Source organism: Pseudacidovorax sp. NFM-22 (assembly GCF_021401245.1).
In the GTDB taxonomy this organism is placed as follows: Bacteria; Pseudomonadota; Gammaproteobacteria; order Burkholderiales; family Burkholderiaceae_C; genus Xenophilus.
Window position 1 is genome coordinate 678,114 of the sequence record NZ_JACBFY010000001.1, and the last position, 16,431, is coordinate 694,544.

10 protein-coding genes are annotated in these 16,431 nt (G+C 71.6%); 2 read left to right on the forward strand and 8 right to left on the reverse strand.

Going from position 1 to position 16,431, the window contains the following annotated elements:
* The first annotated feature begins 62 nt into the window (after positions 1-62).
* Positions 63-1,046 (forward strand): threo-3-hydroxy-L-aspartate ammonia-lyase, encoded by a 984-nt coding sequence (locus tag L0984_RS03010; RefSeq protein WP_234192273.1) that lies wholly within the window; start codon positions 63-65, stop codon positions 1,044-1,046.
* A 54-nt stretch (positions 1,047-1,100) separates the two neighbouring features.
* On the opposite strand, the gene cydX is transcribed toward L0984_RS03010, so the two are convergent.
* From cydX to L0984_RS03045, 7 genes are all read right to left on the reverse strand, one after another.
* Positions 1,101-1,238 (reverse strand): cytochrome bd-I oxidase subunit CydX, encoded by a 138-nt coding sequence (gene cydX, locus L0984_RS03015; RefSeq protein WP_234192274.1) that lies wholly within the window; start codon positions 1,236-1,238, stop codon positions 1,101-1,103.
* 42 nt (positions 1,239-1,280) lie between these two features.
* On the reverse strand, positions 1,281-2,435 hold the full coding sequence (gene cydB / locus L0984_RS03020; RefSeq protein ID WP_234192275.1) for a cytochrome d ubiquinol oxidase subunit II: 1,155 nt from the start codon (positions 2,433-2,435) through the stop codon (positions 1,281-1,283).
* Positions 2,436-2,454: 19 nt separating this feature from the next.
* Entirely contained in the window at positions 2,455-4,044 is a 1,590-nt protein-coding gene (locus L0984_RS03025; RefSeq protein ID WP_234192276.1) for a cytochrome ubiquinol oxidase subunit I, read from the reverse strand.
* A gap of 53 nt (positions 4,045-4,097) precedes the next feature.
* The gene (gene cydC, locus L0984_RS03030) at positions 4,098-5,810 is read right to left on the reverse strand and encodes a thiol reductant ABC exporter subunit CydC (RefSeq protein ID WP_234192277.1); all 1,713 of its coding nucleotides are present in this window, start codon (positions 5,808-5,810) and stop codon (positions 4,098-4,100) included.
* A 28-nt stretch (positions 5,811-5,838) separates the two neighbouring features.
* The gene (cydD, locus tag L0984_RS03035; protein WP_370645876.1) at positions 5,839-7,518 is read right to left on the reverse strand and encodes a thiol reductant ABC exporter subunit CydD; all 1,680 of its coding nucleotides are present in this window, start codon (positions 7,516-7,518) and stop codon (positions 5,839-5,841) included.
* A gap of 206 nt (positions 7,519-7,724) precedes the next feature.
* The gene (locus L0984_RS03040; RefSeq protein ID WP_234192278.1) at positions 7,725-7,961 is read right to left on the reverse strand and encodes a hypothetical protein; all 237 of its coding nucleotides are present in this window, start codon (positions 7,959-7,961) and stop codon (positions 7,725-7,727) included.
* 69 nt (positions 7,962-8,030) lie between these two features.
* Positions 8,031-8,801, reverse strand: coding sequence for an IclR family transcriptional regulator domain-containing protein (locus tag L0984_RS03045; protein WP_017758064.1), 771 nt, complete (start codon positions 8,799-8,801; stop codon positions 8,031-8,033).
* Positions 8,802-8,954: 153 nt separating this feature from the next.
* Here L0984_RS03045 and pobA point away from each other — a divergent pair, with 153 nt between their 5' ends.
* Positions 8,955-10,136: a 4-hydroxybenzoate 3-monooxygenase gene (gene pobA / locus L0984_RS03050; RefSeq protein ID WP_234192279.1), complete on the forward strand. Its 1,182-nt coding sequence runs from the start codon at positions 8,955-8,957 to the stop codon at positions 10,134-10,136.
* On the opposite strand, the gene L0984_RS03055 is transcribed toward pobA, so the two are convergent.
* A complete protein-coding gene (locus L0984_RS03055) occupies positions 10,106-16,420 on the reverse strand; it encodes an alkaline phosphatase D family protein (protein WP_234192280.1) in 6,315 nt (2,104 codons plus the stop codon). The genes pobA and L0984_RS03055 overlap by 31 nt on opposite strands.
* Between the last annotated feature and the right edge of the window lie 11 nt (positions 16,421-16,431).

A 16,431-nucleotide genomic window follows, 5' to 3' on the forward strand; every position in this document is an offset into this window, starting at 1 on the left:
CGCTACGACGGGCCCGCAACTGTTCCGGTCCGCGGCCCTTGGCGCATGGCATGCTCAGGCGCATGACCGACCTGATCCTCCCCACCTACGACGACGTGGCCGCCGCGGCCGCGCGGCTCGACGGCCATGCCCACCGCACGCCCGTGATGCGCTCACGCACGGCCGACGAGGAGTTCGGCGCCGAGGTCTTCTTCAAGTGCGAGAACCTGCAGCGCATGGGCGCCTTCAAGTTCCGCGGCGCCTTCAATGCGCTGTCCAAGCTGGACGTGACACAACGCCGTGCCGGCGTGGCCGCCTTCTCCTCGGGCAACCATGCGCAGGCCGTGGCGCTGGCCGCGCGCGAGCTGGGCATGCCGGCCGCCATCCTGATGCCGGAGGACGCCCCAGCCGCCAAGATCGCCGCCACCCGCGGCTACGGCGGCGAGGTCATCACCTACGACCGCTACACGCAGGACCGCGAGCAGCTGGCCCGCAGCCTGGCCGAGGAGCGCGGCATGACGCTGATCCCGCCCTACGACCACCCGGATGTGCTGGCCGGCCAGGGCACGGCGGTCAAGGAGCTGATCGAGGACACGGGCCCGCTCGACGCGCTCTTCGTCTGCCTGGGCGGCGGCGGGCTGCTGTCGGGCTCGGCGCTCGCGGCGCGTGCGCTGTCGCCGCAGTGCAAGGTCTATGGCGTGGAGCCCGAGGCCGGCAACGACGGCCAGCAGTCCCTGCGCACCGGCCGCATCGTGCACATCGACACGCCGCGCACCATCGCCGACGGCGCGCAGACGCAGCACCTGGGCGCCTACACCTTCGCCATCATCCGCCGCGACGTCCAGGACATCCTCACCGTCACCGATGCGCAGCTGGTCGAGGCCATGCGCTTCTTCTTCACGCGGATGAAGCTGGTGGTCGAGCCCACCGGCTGCCTGGCCTTCGCCGCGGCGCGGGCCATGAAGGACACGCTGCGCGGCCAGCGCGTGGGCGTGATCCTGAGCGGCGGCAATGTGGACATGGCGCGCTTCTGCGCGCTGATGGCGGAGCCGGCCGCGGCCCAGTGAGCCACGCCCGGCCAGCGGTGCCGGCCGGGCTGCATCCACTCCGCGTGCTCGACTTCAGACGGGGCGCTGTTCAGGCGGGTCCAGTTTGTCGTGCCGGATCGCATCGTCTTCCATCAGCTCGAACCACATCGCGTTGAGCACGGCAAAGGCCGCCGCGAGCGGCAGGCCGAGGAGCCAGGAGAAATACCACATGGTGTTGTTCCTTCGTGTTGTTGAGAGGGAGCGCCGGCACGCTCAGTAGGCGTGCCCGCGTTCCTCGCGGATCGCATCGGGATCGACCTTGCCCCGCATGACCGAGAACACCCAGCTGGTGTAGGCCAGGATGATCGGCATGAAGACCAGCGTGCACACCAGCATGATGAAGAGCGTGAGGTGGCTGGACGAGGCGTCCCACACCGTCAGGCTGGCCCGCGGGTCGAGCGACGAGGGCAGCAGGAAGGGGAACATCGACACGCCCACGCTGACGATCACGCCCGCGATGGCCAGGCCGCTGGCCAGCAGCGCCGGCAACTCGCGCCGGGCCATGAAGCACAGCGTCGCGAGCAGCGCGCCCGCCACGCCCAGGGCCGGCACCAGCCACAACGCCGGATGCGCCGCGTAGTTGGCGAACCAGGCGCCCTGCCCCACGGCCACCGTCTTGAGCAGCGGTGCCGAAGGGCCGACCGGGTTGATGGGGCTCGTGATCTCGTAGCCGCCCACGAAGCGCGCCAGCAGCAGGCCGGCCGCCGCGTACAGCACCGCCGTCAGCGGCGCGGCCACGATGCCGATGCGGCGTGCCCGCTCGGCCACGGCGCCGCCCGTCTTCAGCTGCAGCCAGGCCGCGCCGTGCATGGCCAGCATGGCCACCGACAGCACGCCGGCCAGCAGCGCGTAGGGATTGAGCAGGCCGAGGAAGCTGCCCTCGTAGAAGATGCGCATGTCGTCGCTGAAGCGGAAGGGCACGCCCTGCAGCACATTGCCCAAGGCCACGCCGAAGATCAGCGCAGGCACGAAGCCACCGACGAAGAGCGCCCAGTCCCAGCGCGAGCGCCAGGCCGGGTCTTCCTTCTTGCTGCGGAACTTGAAGCCCACCGGCCGCAGGATGAGCGCCACCAGGATGGCGAACATGGCCAGGTAGAAGCCCGAGAAGGACACGGCATAGATGTGCGGCCAGGCGGCGAAGATGGCGCCGCCGCCCAGGATCAGCCAGACCTGGTTGCCTTCCCACACCGGGCCGATGCTGTTGATGACCACGCGGCGCTCGGTGTCGTCGCGGCCGACGAAGGGCAGCAACATGGCGCTGCCCAGGTCGAAGCCGTCGGTGAGCGCAAAGCCCACCAGCAGCACGCCCAGAAGGGCCCACCAGACGAGGCGCAGGACGTCGTAGGAAATCAGTTCGTGAAGGATCATGATGCAGCTCCTGCGGTGATCAGCGCACCAGCGCCAGTTCGGGGGCGGCCTCGGCGCGCAGCGCGGCGGGCGGCGGCACGGGATGCTCCTGCGGCCCCTTGCGGATGGCCTTGAACATCAGCTTCATCTCGATGACCAGCAGCACGCTGTAGATGGCGATGAAGCCCAGCAGCGTGGCCAGCACGGTGCCGGCGCCCAGGTTGGAGACGGCCACGCCCGTGGGCAGCACGCCTTCGATGATCCAGGGCTGGCGACCGAACTCGGCCACGAACCAGCCGCATTCGGCGGCGATCCACGGCAGCGGAATGGCCCACAGCGCCACCTTCAACAGCCATGGGTGCGCCTCCAGCCGGCGCCGCGCCGACAGCCAGAAGAACGCGGCCGTGAGCACGATGAAGAACAGGCCCAGCGCGACCATGATGCGGAAGGTCCAGTACAGCGGCGCGACCTGCGGCACCGTGTCCCAGGCGGCCTTGGCGATCTGCTCGGGCGTCGCCTGGCGCGGATCGTCCACATAGCGCTTGAGCAGCAGCGCATAGCCCAGCTGCCGGCCGTTGGCCTCGAAGGCGGCCTTGGCCTCGGGCGGCACGGCGCCGCTCGCGCCGGCGGCGCGGATCTTCTGCAGCGCGTCGTAGGCCACCACACCCTCGCGGATGTTGACCTCGGCGCGCTTGACCAGGTCGTCGATGCCGGGGATCTCGGTGTCGAGCGAGCGCGTGCCGATCAGGCCCATGACCCAGGGAATGTGCACGGCGAAGTGCGTCTCGCGCGCCGCCTGGTCGGGGAAGCCGAAGGCGGTGAAGGCGGCGGGCGCGGGCTCGGTCTTCCACATGGCCTCGATGGCGGCCAGCTTCATCTTCTGGTGCTCGGTCGAGAGGTAGCCGCTCTCGTCGCCCAGCACCACCACCGACAGCGAGGCGGCCAGACCGAAGGAGGCCGCGACGGTCATCGAGCGCTTGGCCAGGTGCACGTGCCGGCCCTTGAGCAGGTACCAGGCCGAGATGCCCAGCACGAAGAGCGCCGCCACCACGTAGGCGGCCGAGACCGTGTGCACGAACTTGGCCTGCGCCACCGGGTTGGTCAGCACGGCGAAGAAGTCGGTCACCTCCATGCGCATGGTCTGCGGGTTGAACTGCGCGCCCACCGGGTTCTGCATCCAGCCGTTGGCGATCAGGATCCACAGCGCCGACAGGTTGGAGCCCAGCGCCACGCACCAGGTCACGATCAGGTGCTTGAGCTTGGACAGCCGCTCCCAGCCGAAGAAGAACAGGCCGACGAAGGTGGCTTCGAGGAAGAAGGCCATCAGCCCCTCGATGGCCAGCGGTGCGCCGAACACGTCGCCCACATAGTGGCTGTAGTAGCTCCAGTTCATGCCGAACTGGAACTCCATGACGATGCCGGTGGCCACGCCCATCGCGAAGTTGATGCCGAAGAGCAGGCCCCAGAACTTGGTCATGTCGCGCCAGATGGTGCGGCCCGTCATGACGTAGACGGTCTCCATGATGGCGATCAGGATCGCCAGCCCGATGGTCAGCGGAACGAAAAGAAAGTGGTAGAGGGCCGTGACTGCGAACTGCAATCGTGAGAGGCCGACGATGTCGAGGTCCATGGTGAGACTCCTTCTGAAATGCTTGGCGTCGGAATGCGGGGAATGCGATGGGCTCAGTCGTCGCGCAATGCGGCGAGGGCGGTGTCGAAGGCGGGTGTGCCGCGCCGCAGGTCGGCGCGCAACGCGCCGGCATCGATGCAGAGCAGGCGGTCGGCGAGCCGCGCTTCGCGGCGCAGATGGGTGGCGATGAGCAGCGTGCGGCCCTGCGCCCGCGCGTCCAGGCGGCGCAGGACCTCGCGGGCGGTGGCGGCGTCGAGTGCCTCCGTCGGCTCGTCGAGCAGCCACAGCGGTGCGTCCTGCAGCAGCAGGCGGGCCAGCGACAGGCGGCGCATCTGCCCGCCCGACAGGCCCAGCCCGCCTTCGCCCAGGGGCGTGTCCAGGCCTTCGCGCAAGCGGGCGACATCGGGCTGCAGGCCGGCATCGGCGAGCGCCGCGCCCAACTGCGCGTCGGTGGCGTGGGGTGCGGCGAGCGTGAGGTTGTCGCGCAGGCTGTCGCGGAAGAGCTCGGGCCGCTGGGTCATCCAGGTGGCGCGCGGTGCCTGCACCTGGCCGGCGACCGGGGCGCGTTCACCCGCCACCAGCGCGAGCAGCGTGGACTTGCCGGCGCCGCTGGGTCCGATGACCGCCACGCGCTCGCCGGGCTGGATGTGCAGCGCCGGCAGTTGCAGGACGGGGCGTGCCCCGCCGTCTCGGCGCACCACGACACCTTCGAGATGGATGCCGCCGTCGGCTGCGGCGCCAGGGCGAGCCTGCGGCGCATCGCCCGACGGTGTGGCCTCCGCCGCCGCCACGGCCGGCGCCAGCCGCCGGGCCGCCAGCCAGGTGCGGCCCGACTCCAGCGCGCCGCGGCGCAGCGCCGCCATCGGCTCGCCCGCGGCCAGCGCCATGAGCATCAGCAGCGCCGCGGCCGGCGCGCCGATGCGGCCCTGCTCCACCAGCCAGGCGGCCGCCAGCAGCACGCCCACCAGGGTGGCCGTGTGCACCAATCCGTGCGCGAAGCTGGCCCGCGCTTCCAGGCTGGCCATGCGCAGGTCGGTGGCGGCCAGGCGTGCATCGGCCTCGGCCAGCGCCTCGCACTGGGCCGTCAGCCGGCCGGCCATGGCCAGTTCGGTCTGCCCCGCCACGAGGTCGACGGCACGGGCGCGCAGGCGCTCCAGCGCCAGCGCCCGGCGCACCGCCACGGGGCGGGCCCGGCGCGCGACCACCCACGCACTGCCCCAGCCGGCCACTAGCAGCCAGGCGGCCAGGGCCAGGCCCAGCCGCAGGTCGTGCAAGCCAGCCACGACGCCGGCCATCGCCGCCGCTGCCAGGCTGACGGCCAGCGGCACGGCCATGCGCAGGTAGAGGGCATCGAGCGCATCGATGTCGGCCGTCAGGCGCTGCAGCAGCCGCGCGGGACGCAGCAGCAGGCGCTGCGCCGCCTCGGGTTGCGCCCAACCGCGCAGCAGACGCTCGCGCAGGCCAGCCAGCACGCCGAGCGTGGCATCGTGCGTGACGAGCCGCTCGGCATAGCGCGCGCCGGTGCGGCCCAGGGCCAGCAGCCGGATGCCCGCCGAGGGCATGAAGACGTCGAACACCATCGCCGTCGTCAGCTGCAGGCCGGCCAGCGCCGTCGCCGTGATGAACCAGCCCGACAGGCCCAGCAGGCCGATGCCGGCCAGGCTGGTGAGCACGGCCAGCCCGGCGCCCAGCCACAGTGCCCCGCGTCGCTGGCCGATGAAATGGCGGCGCAGCACCTGGAGATCGTGGGTGGCGGAACGGGTCATGGCGTGGGCTCCTGGGTGGGTCGCGGCTTCAGGCCGCTTCGCGCAGCGGCGTCAGTTCGAGGCGGAGCACGCGGTCCATGCACGCAGCGAGGCGCGGGTCGTGGGTGGCCAGCACCAGCGTCCGGCCGCGACTCAGGGCGAGCAGCGCGTTGATGACGCGGTCGGCCGTCTCGGCATCGAGGTGGGCGGTGGGCTCGTCCGCCAGCAGCAGGCCGGCTTCGTCGTTCACGGCCAGGCGGGCCAGGGCGAGGCGGACGGCCTCGCCACCCGACAGGCCCACACCGGCCTCGCCGAGGCTCTGGCCGGGACGGCCGGCGGCCACGTCGGCGAGGCCCGCGAAGTCGATGGCGCGGGCGACGGCCTGCGCGTCCGCGACCGGCCGGCCCAGGTCCACGTTGGCGTCGAGGGAGCCGGCGAACACATGGGCCCGCTGCCCCATCCAGCCGATACGGCGGCGCAGACCCGGCGCATGGGCCTCGTCCATGGGAACGCCGCCGATGAAAACCTGCCCCGCCTGCGGCGCGACAAGCCCGGCCAGCAGCGACAGCAGGGTCGTCTTGCCCCCGCCGCTGGGTGCGAGGATGGCCAGGCGTTCACCGGGGCGGACGTCGAGGTCGAACGCGTCGAGCACCGGCCGCTCGCCCGCCGGGGCAAAGCGCAGCCCCCGCACGCGCACGCCCAGCGCACCGGCGGGCGCCGGCTCTGCCGGCAGGGCAGGGTCAGACTGCCCGGGAAGCCTCGGCCCCGCGCCATCGAGTGACGCCAGCGCCTTGCGCGCGGCCTCGCCAGCCGCACGGTCATGCCACACGGCCGACAGCTCGCGCAGCGGCTCGAAGAAGGCGGGCGCCAGCAGCAGGATGAACAGGCCCTGTCCCAGGCTCAGCGTGCGGCCCCAGCTGCCGAACTGCAGATGCCCCAGCAGATGGAAGCCCACATAGACCGCCACCATGGCCACACCGAGCGCGGCGAACAGCTCCAGCACCGCCGACGACAGGAAAGCGATGCGCAGCACGGCCATCGTGCGGCGGTGCAGATCCTGCGCCGAGGCCCTCAGCCGCAGCGCCGTGTGATCGACCGCGCCCAGCGCGCGCAGGGTGGAGAGGCCCCGCAGCCGGTCGAGCAGGAAGGCGTTCATGTCGCCCTGCCGCGCCAGTTGCGCTTCCGACGCAGCCTGTGCACGGCGGCCGACCAGCGCCATGAACAGCGGGATCAGCGGCGCGGCCACCACCAGGATGGCCGCGGCCACCCAGGACAGGGCGCCCACCGCCAGCGCGATGGCGACCGGTACCACCATGAGCCTCAGCCGCACCGGCTGGAAACGCGCCAGCCAGGGCACGATGGCCTCGGCCTGCTCCGCCAGCACGCTGGCCGCCAGTCCGGAGGCCGGCCGGTCGCGGTCGACCGGCGATCCGCCGGCGAGCGCCGCCGTTGCCGCGCGCCTCAGCGTACCGAGCGCCTGCCGCGCATCTTCGAAGGCACGGCGCACGCCCCATGCATCGAACGCCGCGCGCAGCAGCCCGACCGCCGCCACGCCACCCGCCAGTGCAAGCACGCCGTGCAGGCCGCCACCGTCGGCAAGCCTCTGGACAGCCCAGGCCAGCAGTGCCGCCTGCGGCAGCCACAGCAGGGCGGCCATCGCCTGCGCCGTGGCCGCCATCGACACCGGGCTCGGCAGCCGGTCGGGATCAACGGACGTGGATTCAGTCATGGCGAAGCGGCAAATGTTGAAATTTCAGTAATTACCGAAATTTCAATCATGATAAGTCGCCATGGTCCGGTTGACCCACCTCAAGCGGCGAAAGGTCTACTGTCGCTGTAGGAATTGGCTGGCGTCCAGGGGCGCAAGATCAGCGGCCGGGGCGACCTTGCGTGGGCGGATGCCGGTGGGCCCGCCCGGGTTGGCGCCGCCGCGCCTCAGCCCACCTCGGCTTCGCGGGGAAAACGCTCCATCATCTGCCGACCCAGCGGCGTGATGGCAGACACCGTGGCTGCCGGCTGGTGGTGGCCGGACAAGGTCCGCACGGGACGGGGGATCACCGCCTGCACATGGCCGGCGAGCGCCAGCATGCGGATGGCGTCGATGTCGCCGCCCTCCGTGAAGGAAACAGGAAGCTGCGCGCTGGCCAAGCGGTGGAGAAGGGACAGAGGCATGGGCGAAATGTTGGGCCCGGCCGGCACCGGCGTCGCGCAACAAATTCACACAAAGTCAATTTTGCTTTATCAGAGCAGCGCCCGCAGTTCGCGCGCAGCCTCGGCAAGCAAGGGCAGCATGCTTCGTTCCAGTGCCTCGGGCGGCTGCAGCCCGCCCGACAGGACGAGGTTCAGGGCGGCCACGGTCCGGCCCTGCATGTCCCGCAACGGCACCGCCAGGGCCTGCACGCCCAGCTCGTGCTCCTCGCTGGCCAGCGCATGGTCGTCCTTGCGGATCTGCGCCAGCCGCCGGCGCAACTCTGCCGGCCGGGTCAAGGTGTGCGGCGTGAGCCGCGCGAGGCTGCGCCCCTTGAGCCAGGCCGACAGCGCCGCCGGCGCCATGGCCGCCAGCAGCAGTTGCCCCGTCGACGTGGCATGCGCCGGCAGCCGGGCCCCCAGGTGCAGGCCGTAGGCCAGCACGCGCGAAGGCGCGCCATAGCTGCCGCTGCGGGCGACGATCACCACCTCCTCGCCATCGAGCACCACGGCGGAGAAGGACTCCCCCGTCTGCGCCGACAGCCGGTTGAGCGTGGGCTGCAACGCCCGCGGCAGGCGCGACGAGGCCAGGTAGCTGCCGGAAAAGCGCAGCACCCGCGGCGCCATCCAGAAATAGCTGCCGTCGGTCTCCAGGTAGCCCAGGTGCGCCAGCGTGAGCAGGTGACGCCGCGCCGCCGCCCGGGTGAGCCCGGCACGCTGGGCGGCCAGCGTCGCATTCAGGCGCTGCCGCTCGGTGTCGAAGCTTTCGAGCACCGCCAGGCCCTTGGCCAGGCCCTCGATGAAGTCCGCTTTGGCGATGGTCATGGATCGGCTCCTTGGATCAGCGATGTTGCGCGATCATCGCGCAACCCAACGAATCATCGCGCGGCAGGGCCTGACGGGCCGCCGGATCGGGGCAGCTTTTTTCTACGCTTCGGCCCATTCCCTTTGTTGCCCCTGGATCAGGAGACCCTTCCCATGCGTACCCAAGTCGCCATCATCGGCGCCGGCCCGGCCGGCCTGCTGCTGGGCCAACTGCTGCACGTCGCCGGCATCGACAACGTGATCGTCGAACGCCAGACCGGCGACTACGTGCTCGGCCGCATCCGCGCCGGCGTGCTGGAGCAGGTCACGATGGACCTGCTCAAGAAGGCCGGCGTCGATGCGCGCGCCCATGCCGAAGGGCTGCCGCACCACGGCATCGAGCTGCTCTTCCAGGGCCAACGCCACCGCATCGACATGCATGCGCACACGCAGGGCCGGCAAGTGATGGTCTACGGCCAGACCGAGGTCACCCGCGATTTGATGGACGTCCGCGCCGCCGCCGGCCTGACCACCATCTACGGTGCGGCCAACGTCAGCCTGCATGACTTCGACGGCGAGCGCCCCCGCGTGCGCTACGAGAAGGACGGCGCCACGCACGAGATCGAATGCGACTTCATCGCCGGCTGCGACGGCTACCACGGCGTGAGCCGGGCCAGCGTGCCGGCCAGCGCGGTCAAGCTCTACGAGAAGATCTATCCCTTCGGCTGGCTGGGCATGCTGGCGGACGTGCCGCCGGTCTCCGACGAACTCATCTACTGCAACACGCCGCGCGGCTTCGCGCTGTGCAGCATGCGCAGCCGCACCCGCAGCCGCTACTACGTGCAAGTGCCGGTCGAGGAGAAGGTCGAGAACTGGAGCGACGACGCCTTCTGGAACGAGCTGCGCCTGCGCCTGGACCCGGAAGGCCGCGAGCGCCTCGTGACCGGCCCCGCGCTGGAAAAAAGCATCGCCCCGCTGCGCAGCTTCGTGGCCGAGCCGATGCGCTTCGGCCGGCTGTTCCTGGCGGGCGACGCGGCGCACATCGTGCCGCCCACCGGCGCCAAGGGTCTGAACCTCGCGGCCTCGGACGTGGGCTACCTGTACCAGGCGCTGGAGCGCTACTACGGCGAGCGCAGCACCAGCGCGCTCGACCGCTATTCCGACCTCTGCCTGCGCCGCATCTGGAAGGCCGAGCGCTTCTCGTGGTGGTTCACCTCGCTGATGCACCGCTTCCCCGACACCGGCGACTTCGGCCAGAAGATCCAGGAGGCCGAGTTGGACTACCTGGTGCACTCGTCAGCGGCGTCGACCTCGCTGTCCGAGAACTACGTCGGCCTGCCGCTGGAATCGTTCTGAGCGGCACTCCGCGGACGCGGCCGGCGACTCGGCAGCGTCTCGCGGAGATGGATCGTCTCGAAGGCCGCGGCTTCCTGCCCGCGCAGGTGCAGGTCCAGCGCCAGCGTCCAATGCCCTTCGGCGACTTCGGACTGCCGGACAGCCAGCCAGCCCTCCCCGTCCCAGGCGCCCACGCTGTCGACCTGCAGCGTGAGGCCGCCGACGAGCGGAACCGACTCTTCGAGCAACACCGTGTCGGCCAACGAGTTGGCGAAGCGCATGGGTGCATGCAGGGGCGGTGCCACGATGGCGAGGCCCTGCAGGTCGGGCCCGATGCGCAGGCGCGCCACGGCCGAGCAGTGGTAGTCGCTGGACAGCAGCACCACGTTCTGGATGCGGTGCCGCACCAGGAGGTCGAAGAAGCGTTGCCGGTCGGCGGGCGACATCTGCCAGTTGTCGGCCTGCCGCGGCGCGGGACGGCCGGCAAACTCCCGCAGGCCCGGCGCGATCACCGAGCCGCACATCACCCACTTCGGCGCATCGCCATGCATCTGCTGCTCACGGCACAGCCAGGTCTCCAGCAGCCTCCAGCCGGTCTCCGACAGCAGTCGACGCGTGCCAAGTTGCCGCGAGGTGCGCGCATCCAGCATGAAGGCCGAGATGTCGCCGCAGCGGAAGGCGCCGTGGTGGCGCGCATCGTCGGCGTCGCCGTCGGCGGCCGCAAAGGGATCCGGCCCATGAGCGCGCTGGAAGGCGCGGTAGGCCGCGCGTGCGGTGAGCGCCCGCCATAGGCCGCCCTCGCCCAGCCACAGCTGCTCGCGCGTCCAGTTGTCGACGATCTCGTGGTCGTCCAGCACCATGACGATCGGGAGCCGCTGGGCCAGCGCGCGGAAGCCGGGCGAGCCCATGGCGTCGCGGTAGCGCGGCAGGATGCGCTCCAGCTCCGAGGCCGTGTCGAAGAGGCCGGCACGCGCATCGGCATAGACCTGGTCGCCGAGCATGGCCATGAAGCGGGCGTCGCCCGTGCGGGCATGGGCGTGCGCCAGCGCTGCCAGGCTGGCGTCGGCACGTGCCGACTCGAAGCCCGTGATGCCGGGATGCCGGCACCCCGCGGCAAGGAAACAGGTGCCGCCCTCCGCGGGCCGGCGCAGGGCATCGGCCACGTGCAACCGTGCCTGCTCAGGCGTGGCCAGTTCACGGTCCACACGCGACAGCGTGGCCGGGTCGGCACGGCGCGCGGCGGCGGCACGGCGCTTCAGCTCCTCGCGCAGCACGGCCACCAGGCCATCGGCATAGGCCTGCGACAGCAGCGGCCCCTGTTCGACCACCGGGCCGATCAGGCCGTCCTCGGGCAGCACGATCTCGTCCGTGGTCGGGGGGACGGCGAACGGCGCGGGCACCCGGTCCTCGGGCAGGGGCACGCGCCGGGCGGCGCGGACGAGCAGGCTCGTGTCGATGGTCAGGCGGAAGGGCGTGGCGGCGTCCGCGGCGGCGGCCGACACCCTGCCCGGCGTCTGGCCGGTCAGCACGGCCAGGTCGTGGGCGGCCTGCGCATCCTCATCCAGCATTTCTCCGGCCGCGGGGACGCCGGTGGATGCCGATGGCGGCGTCTGGCCCGGCATGCCCGCCGGCACCAGCGGCGCGGCATCCATCGGCGCGGCGCTGGCGTCGAAGGTGTAGAGCCCGAAGACGTCGATGTGCACGCCCTCCACGTCCGCAGGCAGCACCACGTCGGCGACGAGCACGCTGACCGGAAAGGCCGTGCCCGGCGGCACGGTGTCGGACACCTGCGCCGGCGGCCGTGTCTGCAGGACCACGGTCCTCAGAGGCCAGGCCTGCGAGAGATGCCATGGCTTCCGCCGGAGCTGGCCGCACGCCAGCGTCATGCCGCCCACCAGCAGGCCACCGTGTCGGCGCCGGAACTCGGCCCACACCCGCACCACCGTCGCGCCGCCCTGCCCCGGCCGCACCCAGCCCATCAGCGGGCCGGTCGCCGGCAGTTGCGCCTCGGCGTGGCGCTGCACCTGCGGCGGGGCCAGCGGGCGCGTCCACGCATCGGCCAGGAACTGCTCGATGCGGGGAAAGACCTGCTGCGCTGCGGCGCGGCCGATGGTGCAGTCGAAATGCGCGAAGCCCGGCAGCGGGTGGGCCGTGACCCGCGGCATGGGCTGAGCCGGATTGGAGGCGGTCGAGCGCCCTTCCTCGCCGAAGACCCGGCGCAGCTGATCGGCGCTGCGCGCGAGGGACGCGACGTCGAACAGCTGGTTGTCGCTGCCGTGCATGAGCATCATCGGCATGTCGAAATAGCGCCGGACCTTGTCGTCCGACAGGTAGTCGCGGCCATCGTCGTCCACCAGCTGTTCGTGCTGCACGCATTTGGCGCCATGCAGGAAGACGCCCAGGTTGGTGCGGCCGAAGTAGATGTCCAGCCGCTCGTGGAAGGTCTCGCCCAGGCGCCCATGATCGAAAAGCGGACTGAGCAGCCCGGACATGCGCTTGCAGGTGGTGGTGTCGGGCTGCTCGACGCGCAGGTCGGCTTCGTGGGGGCAGGCCTGCAGCTTGTGCGGGCAGTGCTGCGCATGCGGGCACGCCGGATCGTCGTGCGGGCAGGCCTCGCCGCGCGGGACACAGGGCAGGTCCGCATGCGGCATCGTGGCGAAGAGCCGGTCCAGCAGCCCATGCAGCAGATCGGGTGTTCCGACACCGGCGGCGAACTCCAGGAACTCGCGGCCGAGCACGTTGTGCATGAAGGCCCCCAGCTGAAGACGCTGCTGCGCCGAGTTGGAGCCGATCACATAGGGCTGGAACTGCGAAAAGACGGCCCCACCCAGACGATGCACCTGGCCATCGCCCTCGGGATGGCGCACGGCCAGGTGTCCACCGGCCAGCGACATCGCCAGCGAAGCAGCGCCCACGCAATGGCTGAAGGCGTGGATGCGCAGCAGCTCGGGCGCCAGGTCGAGCTCCTCGCCCAGCTCTGCGCACACACGGGCCACCGCCGACGGAATGTCGAAGGCCGCGATGTCGTCCATGGTCGAGAAGCGGGCGGAGGCATCCAGCAGCGGGCTCACGCGGTACTCCAGCAGCCACAGGTCCCAGCCCTCGTCGTACAGCCGCGCCGCCAGCGCGTCGGCGCCCATCAATGGCTCGACGAAGGGCAGCGTCGACTGGGCGAAGCCGTTGATCATCAGCAGCGCGCGCACGCGGCGGGCCCCCTGCCCGTCGGGGGCGTGCACCTGGGGCCGGGGCTGCCGGTAGCGCACCAGCGCCAGGTCCATGGGCGAGGCCGCCGGATCGGCCAGCCGCGCGCGCACACGCAACCGGATCGGCGCACAGGGCGGCACCTGGCCGTGTCGACGGGTCTGCAGCGGAGGAAAGCCGCCGTGGGTCCAGCCCTCGGGAAAATGCAGCCAGACCTGCTCGGCCTCGCCACCTGCCGGGGGCGCGGGCGGCACGGTGCGGCGGGCATAGTCCGGCGCACGGAAGTCCAGCAGCCGCGTGCGCAGCAGCCCGCGCGCGAGCATCAGCGGATAGCCCAGCGCGGCCATCGTCGCCGTCACGCTGTCCCGACCGCTGTGCAGCTGGGGCAGCAGGTTGCGGGCGATGTCGGGCATGTCCATGCGCAGCCGACCCTGCAGCAGGACCTGGCCGGACGCGTCGCTCAGCGACAGGGGCAGTTCGCCCAGTTGGCTCCAGACGCTGGGGCGCGGCACGGCGGGCCAGCCACCGGCCCATGCAGCGCGGCACCACTGCCCCAGGTCCTTCCAGGACGCTGCACCATCGATGACCTTGGTGCCGCGCAGATGAAGCGGCGGCTCTTCCCTGGCCTTGTCCTTGTCCTTGTCCTCGTTCTCGACCTCGACCTCCATGCGCAGGACCATGCGGTAATCGAAGACCCGTACTTCCGCGGCCTGCCACAGCATCCGGGCCACCCGCCACAGGTTGGCGGGTTTCAGCGAGAAGCTTCCGCCGCCCTCCTTGCCGGAATCCGGCAGCCAGCGGCTGAGGGTGTAGGTGAGGACCAGCCGAAGCCAGCGACTCGCATGCCGCGGCCAGGACTCCGGCTGGCGGGCATACAGGTCGGCATGGCCCTCCTCCACCCACAGCGTGCGCGGTGCGCGGCCTTCGAGCTGCACCAGCAGGCGCGAGGCCTCGTAGGCCGACGAGGACGCCGCCCCCGAGGGCTGGACGAGCGCCCGATGGCGCGGGTCGGCCAGGAAACGCGCCCAGTCGCTCACCTCCATCTGCACGAAGAGCGAGGCGGCATCGCCCAGGGGCACCGCGTCCCGAGGCCAGGGCCCGCACCATTGCTGCGAAGGAGACGGCTGCACCGGGCCGCGAAGCACCTCGCGCAGCGACGCACCCGGGGCGACGGCGCCAGCGGTACTCGTTGGCCTGGGCGCAGGCACGACCGGCGCAGGCAAGGGCCGAGGCACGGCGCCGGCCGGCGGGGGCATCCGTGCCGCCGACCCGGCATGCAGGCGCTGCACGAGGTCGGCGCAGCTGCGCTCGGCCAGGGCGGTGATGGTGAGCATGGGATTGACACCGAGCGATGTCGGCACCACCGAGCCGTCCATCACATACAGGCCTTCGTGCACATCGCTGCCCTGCGGTCCGCGGAAGACCTGCCCCAGGTGGTTGCACACCCCTTGCACCGCATCGTCGCCCATGGGGCAACCGCCGAGCGGATGGACGGTGACCAACAACTGGCCCATGCCGGCACCGCCCAGCAGCCCGTCCATGGTGGGCGGCAGGATGCCGCTGCCCGGATTGCGCAGGTAGCGCCCATCCTGGCCCGTGGCGGGCGCCACGCGCGCCCGGTGCAGCGGCGGCGCGGACGCCGCCTCGGGACGCGGCCACTGCCAGCGGATGCGGTCGCTGCGCGTGTCCAGGTCGATGCGGGCGGGGCTGTCGTCGTGGCCCATGCCCAGCAGCGTGAGCGAGTGGGTCAGCACCTTCGGCTGCGGCGCCAGGTCGTCCACCTCCGTCGATGCCGGACCGGCGGGGTCGTCCAGCCGGGCGAGCGTGGTGAGCGTCTGGACGAGCTCCTGGAACACGGGCGCCAGCAGCCCCGGCACGCCGCCATCCTGAACCAGGGTCGAGCGTCGCTCGTCCCCGGCGTCGCGGAAGCGGATCATGGCCGAGATGGTTGGCCCGGCCGGTTCGGGGCTTCGGCCAGCGGCCGTGTCGCCCAGTGCGTTGGCCGGCGCATCCAGCTCGGCAATGCAGGCCACGTCGTCGCCGTTGCCGGACACCCGCTCGCCGAGCCGGTCGCTGGTGGCGAGCGGCGCGCGTGGCGTGCCCTCTGGCGCGGAACGGGAGCGCAGCAGGATCTCCGTGCTGCCGAAGGTGCCGGCGGCCAGCACCACCTGCCGGGCGCGCAGTTCATGCACCCAGCCGGCGCGGGCCGCGGCGCCTGCATGCTGGCGCTGGCCCTCGTACAGGCTGCGTTCGGCCGTGCGGACCACGCGCAGCACCCAGGGGAAGTCGCCCTCCTCCTCGCGATGGACGCTGAGCACCGTCACGCCCGCGAAGAGCCGCGCCCCCGCCCGCCGGGCGGCGGGCAGGTAGGTCTTGGTGAGCGTCAGCTTGGCGTCGTCGTTGCAGCCGCTGACGCAGTTGCCGCAGCCGGTGCAGGCCGACCGCGGGCCCAGCGCGCCCTCATGCGCCGTGACCTGCCAGGGATGCAGGCAGACGGCGATGGGCACTTCACGGAACTCGGGCCGGACCGAAGCGGAGTCGCCCCGGGCCGGCCGGGAGGGCAGCCGGTCGTGCAGCCCGCGCAGCGCTTGGTATTTGCGCGTGCCCTGCGGGTCGAAGCAACGCCGACCGTCCTCCGGCCGGGACAACTCCAGCATGGCACGGGCGCGGTCGAACCACGGCTGCAGGTTGGTGCGCCGGATGGCGGCAGGCCAGTGCTCGGACTGGAACACCACCGCTTCGGGCTGCAGGCCGACACCGGCGTTGATCAGGCTGCCGCCGCCCAGTCCGTTGCCCACGAGGGCCGCGGCGCCCTGCCCCACCCGGAAGTCGAAGAGCGCATCCTCATAGCCGGCCGCCTGGACGCCGGTCGCGCCCTGCCACTGGGCGCGCACGTACTTGCCGGCATCGCCCAGGTCGCTCGGGAATTCGCCAGCCACGTATTCCTGCCCGCGTTCGAGCACGCCGACATTGAACCCGGCTTCGGCCAGCCGCAATGCCGCCACCGAGCCGCCGTAGCCGGAGCCCACGACGACGGCGTCGAAACGTCGCTGCTCATCGGGCGCTTCGAGCAGCGCCTCCAGGTTGTCGGAGAGCCACTGCATCGATCACCCCT